The organism is Bradyrhizobium sp. LTSPM299 (assembly GCF_000938235.1).
Classification (GTDB): Bacteria; Pseudomonadota; Alphaproteobacteria; order Rhizobiales; family Xanthobacteraceae; genus Bradyrhizobium.
The window spans coordinates 1-4,486 of record NZ_JYMU01000084.1 but is presented as its reverse complement, the minus strand read 5'-3'; the positions used below and the strand labels follow the sequence as shown (position 1 = coordinate 4,486).

Sequence of the window (4,486 nt, the reverse complement as noted above, 5' to 3'; positions counted from 1 at the left end):
TCGCCGACCGCCGACGAACAGACACAACTTCAAATGTTGATTTCGAGGACCGGACGAAGATGTTCGTCTCGCTATTCCAGATACGGCGTCAGCACATTTTCGATCCATTTCATGAATGCGCGGACTCGGCGCGACAGATTGCTTCGATGTGCTACGACGAGGGACACGGCGAGCGCCCGGCGACGAAAATCGGGTATGATCTCCACAAGCGCTCCACTCTCCAGGTATCGGCCAATTCCCAAGAGTGGCGCCTGAATCAGGCCAAGGCCGGCGAGGGCAGCGGCTTCGTAGGTCTGCGCACTGTTAACGTGTAACGCACCTGGCAACTGAAGCGTGGCGTAGCCGTCGCCGTCCGGATATTCCCATCCATAAGGTCTTGCGCCCAGCATCGTCGAAAAATGAATTGTCCGATGCTCCTGACGCTGGAGATCTTCTAGCGATCGGGGGACGCCATAGCGCGCCAGATAGGCGGGACTGGCAGCGTTGACCATGCGTAACTTGCCCAGCGGGCGGGCGATGAGCGTCTCGTCCCTGATGGATCCAAGCCGCAATACACAGTCGAACCCCTCTTGAACCAGATCGACTTGCCGATCCGTACTCGACACCTCCAGCTCCAACTCTGGATGAGTTGCCATGAAATCCGGTAAGGCCGGCATGATCGTTGTCCGTGCCACCTCGGTCGGAAGATCGACGCGTAGACGCCCGCGAAGTGCCACGCGATCGCCTGCGAACATTGAGTGCAGGTCATCAACGTCAGCAAGCAGATCGCGGGCACGGGCATGAAATACCCGTCCGTCTTCCGTCAACTGCACGCTACGCGTCGTCCGGTGCAGAAGCCTGACACCGACATCTTCTTCCAGTTTCCGGATCGCCGTTGAGGCCCTTCCCTTCTGAATGCCCAGGCTATCGGCTGCGCGGCTGAAGCTCCCCATGTCCGCTACCGTTATGAAAATGAGGATGGGTTCGAGATTCTGCATTTTCCTGCCTCGGCATTGTTCACCGTAGAGAGAACAGTGAGTTCGCTCCCTCGTTGTTTGTCATACCTAGGAGACACAATAGGCTCCAAATAATGGGATTCCTCCTCGGAGAATGACAAGTGTCCGAAACTATCAACCTGCCTCAGGTGCCTGAAACTGTGACCGTGCATCGCGCCCTGTGGGCCGGCCGGATCATGAGCGCATTTGTCGTTATCGCTCTGGCGGCAGACGGCACCATTCAGCTTTTCGCGCCGGCACAGATCGCGAGCATGTTGCAGGAAACCGGGTTCGCGATGGACCTGACCCGTGTCGTGGGTCCGATCATCCTTGCCTGCGCCATCCTTTACGCCATCCCGGCCACCGCCGTGCTCGGCGCGATCCTTGTGACGGGCTTTTTGGGAGGTGCCATCTGCGCCCATGTCCGCATTGGTGAGTTGGGGGCGCCGCCGGAAATCATGTCCCTGCTTCTGGGCGCGATGACATGGGGCGGCCTCTACGCGCGCGATCCCCGAATCCGGGCCGTTCTGCCGCTCATCCATTGAACCAACCAGGGCAGTGTTCTGTCCCTCAAGATCAGGAGAAAACACATGTTTTTAGTCATGGGAATCACGGGAAAAGTGGGCGGCGCAACGGCAGAACATCTGTTGGCGCACGGCAAGGAAGTCCGCGCGCTCGTCCGCAATCGCGAGAAGGCTTCAAGCTGGGCGAACAAGGGCGTGGAACTGGTAAACGGTGATTGGAATGATTCGGCAGCCATCGAGCGGGCGCTCAAAGGCGTCGAAGGCGTGTTTGTCATGTTGCCGGCTGTCTGGGCCCCCTCGCCCGATTACAAAGAAGCCAAGGGCGTGATTGCGAACTATGTCGAGGCGCTCACCAAGGCAGCGCCGCCGCGGGTGGTAGCGCTTTCGTCGATGGGTGCGAACAGGACCAGCGGGCTCGGGATGATCACGGCGTTGTCGCTTCTGGAGCAAGGTTTGCGCGACCTGATATCGCCAATCGCATTTGTGCGCGCAGGTGGTTTCTTCGAAAACTTCCTCTACGGCTTGCAGGTCGCCCAGGGCGGAACGCTCCCGGTCTACTACAATCCGACAAACCGGAAATCGACCATGGTCGCGACGAACGACATCGGCGCGGAGGTCGCAACCCTTTTGACCGGTCCAGCGTGGTCAGGGCAGCGCGCCGTCGAGCTTGGTTCGATGGTCACCGCGGATGAAGTCGCGGAGCAATTGGGTGAAGTCCTGAATCTCGACGTCAAAGCCTTTGCAGTCCCGCGTGCAGGGTGGGCGAAAGCGTTCGAGCAATTCGGCATCCCGAAGGGCCACACCGGACCTGCCGAAGAAATGTTTGAGGCCGTGAATGCAGGATGGATGGACCTTGGAGTCGCGGGTACGGAGCACGTAGCCGGTACGACGTCCGCACGCGATGTATTCGAGGCCGCACAGAACGCCGCCAAGGCGTAAGTTCGGGACGGATCAGGCGCAGCCATGGCATGATTGACGCGAGTTGAACGAAGGCAAGGCAATTGGTACCAAGCCTGTCATGGCGCGTCACCACCCGACGACATTGTTTGGTCCTGTTGAAGAACCGCCCGACCCGGTAGCGAGCGCACCCAGGATGCTCCTGATCGGACGACCGAGAAGATGCCATTGAGGAATCCGTCGAAAATGACCCGCAACAGACATGCGATCACTACGGGGGGCGACATGTCATCGTGGGTCTGCAAGTGTTCGCATTTCCCGATCTGTTCCTACAGCGGGTTGGGTACTGGCCTGTTTCGACCCCTAGTGGCCTGGTTTGCCTTAGCGATGTTCAAGCTGATCGCCATTGAAGATGTGCAACATGCCGGAGAAGGCCGGGTGGTCTGCCTCCACGACATACCGAATGGCCCCGGCTCGGTTTGTAAAAACCGACACGATGAAGCCCGGATATTCGTAACCTGAGCGCTTCTTTACTCGGTCGCCTACTTTGAACGGTACGTCTGTCATTTTATCCCCGGTAGGCCGCCTCAGTTGGCGGCCTCTTTCGTATCAGGCCAAGCCTGCAATGTCGCCTGTTGGCCCATCGCAACATTTGCTGCGGTTGCACAAAGGCGGTCGGTGTCGGGGTGAAGCAGACATCGACGACGATTTATGAGTACGTGCCCTAGCACTACTTTGGCAGATTTATTCACGCCGCTGCTTTCCGCCGATTTGTCTTCTGCAGTGCGGGCATCGCTGAGGTCGTGGTTGAACGATGAGATCGACGATGGCTTGGCGTACGGCCGGCAGGCTCGGCTGAGGTGGTGGACCGTTGATTCTTTTTTTTCCGCCCCGCTTGTGCGAGACGGCGATGCTGGAGGAATGCGTAAGCGATCATAGTCATGAGCGCATGACGATGAAGGCCCTGCCAGGATCGTCCCTCGAAGTGATCAAGCCCGAGTTCCTCTTTCAGCTGCTGATGGGCCTGTTCGCAAATCCATCGAGCTTTGATCGTAGCAGCTAACGTGCGCAGATTCGTCTTGGCCGGCATATTGGCGAGATAATATTTCTTCTCTCCCGACGTCCTGTGTTCGCCGATGAGCCAGGCTTCGTCCCCCGGAAGATGCTGCTGGCCCATGTCCTTGATCCGCTGCGGAGGTCCATCAGCGGTTCGCACGCGAACCGCGGCGAAGCGAGCTTCCAGCCGGCCCTTGGTCCCGTTTCGCCAACTCACATTTTGCCACTTAGCATTGGCCAGCATGTCTTCGGCCGCCGTCGACAATACGTCGGGAATGTGCCGCTTGCGGGGACGACCTCGACCGGCGACCGGCCAGATCAATTTAACCTCCACCGGATAAACCTTCTGATGACGAGGGATACCGACGGCCCAGGCCAGGCCGCGTGTCGTGAGCCCCTGACGGAACGGCGCGCTGAGGCCGTAACCGGCATCGGCCAGCACACAGCCAAAGCGCATACCGGCTGCCATCACGCGATCGATCTCCGCCAAGGCGATCTCTGGCTTGGTCCGCGCTGCGCGGTACTCTACAGGAACGCCCGCACGCTTCAAACGCACCGGATTGCTCGTCCAACTCTCGGGAACGAAGAGACGTAATGCCACCATGACCGGCACTTCACCCCGCGCAAGCGTCAGCGACACCAATGTTTGGCAATTAGCCGTCTTGCCGAGAGACGAGGCATATTGTGGAGCGACGCCAACCGAACGATCGCCCTTCTTCGGCATCGCCGTGTCGTCGATGACCAGCACCGCATCTTTGCCGCCGACCAGGCGATCGGCCTGAACGAGCAATTCTGCCTCCAATGGCGCCGCATCCCAGAGGCCATCAGCGATGAAATGGTGCAACTGGTCATACTCGCCCGGTGCCAGCCGCGCCGCCATTGGCTGGACGCTCTTGCGATCGCCCGGTCCAATCAATCCCGAGATATAAAGCGGACACATCCGCCGCCGCGCCTTGTGACCTAAACGATCCAGGAATGGCTTGAGCCAGCGCCCAAGCTCGTCTTCCCACTTCGACTTCGTGTCCACCATGGTCG

At 59.2% G+C, this 4,486-nt stretch carries 5 protein-coding genes and 1 pseudogene; 2 read left to right on the top strand and 4 right to left on the bottom strand.

Going from position 1 to position 4,486, the window contains the following annotated elements; genetic code table 11:
• Positions 1-71 precede the first annotated feature (71 nt).
• Positions 72-977: a LysR family transcriptional regulator gene (locus UP10_RS35785; protein ID WP_044591719.1), complete on the bottom strand. Its 906-nt coding sequence runs from the start codon at positions 975-977 to the stop codon at positions 72-74.
• Positions 978-1,096: 119 nt separating this feature from the next.
• Between UP10_RS35785 and UP10_RS35780 the strand changes: the two genes are divergently transcribed.
• Together UP10_RS35780 and UP10_RS35775 are read left to right on the top strand one after the other, a co-directional pair.
• Positions 1,097-1,519, top strand: a complete 423-nt coding sequence (locus UP10_RS35780) for a DoxX family protein (protein ID WP_044591720.1) — start codon at positions 1,097-1,099, stop codon at positions 1,517-1,519.
• 45 nt (positions 1,520-1,564) lie between these two features.
• A complete protein-coding gene (locus UP10_RS35775; RefSeq protein WP_044591721.1) occupies positions 1,565-2,437 on the top strand; it encodes an NmrA family NAD(P)-binding protein in 873 nt (290 codons plus the stop codon).
• Between the two features lie 19 nt (positions 2,438-2,456).
• Here UP10_RS35775 and UP10_RS44875 read toward each other — a convergent pair.
• From UP10_RS44875 to UP10_RS35770, 3 genes and pseudogenes are all read right to left on the bottom strand, one after another.
• Positions 2,457-2,582: pseudogene (locus UP10_RS44875) on the bottom strand (IS5/IS1182 family transposase); the annotation flags it as partial.
• Positions 2,583-2,776: 194 nt separating this feature from the next.
• Complete coding sequence (locus tag UP10_RS44870; protein ID WP_156180600.1) at positions 2,777-2,962, bottom strand: hypothetical protein; 186 nt, start codon at positions 2,960-2,962, stop codon at positions 2,777-2,779.
• 181 nt (positions 2,963-3,143) lie between these two features.
• Entirely contained in the window at positions 3,144-4,481 is a 1,338-nt protein-coding gene (locus UP10_RS35770) for an IS701 family transposase (protein WP_044591718.1), read from the bottom strand.
• Positions 4,482-4,486 lie beyond the last annotated feature (5 nt).

Coding starts and splice junctions, on each gene's coding strand:
- UP10_RS35785 (WP_044591719.1), bottom strand. CDS start 977: ATGCAGAATCTCGAACCCATCCTCATTTTCATAACGGTAGCGGACATG.
- UP10_RS35775 (WP_044591721.1), top strand. CDS start 1,565: ATGTTTTTAGTCATGGGAATCACGGGAAAAGTGGGCGGCGCAACGGCA.
- UP10_RS44870 (WP_156180600.1), bottom strand. CDS start 2,962: ATGACAGACGTACCGTTCAAAGTAGGCGACCGAGTAAAGAAGCGCTCA.
- UP10_RS35770 (WP_044591718.1), bottom strand. CDS start 4,481: ATGGTGGACACGAAGTCGAAGTGGGAAGACGAGCTTGGGCGCTGGCTC.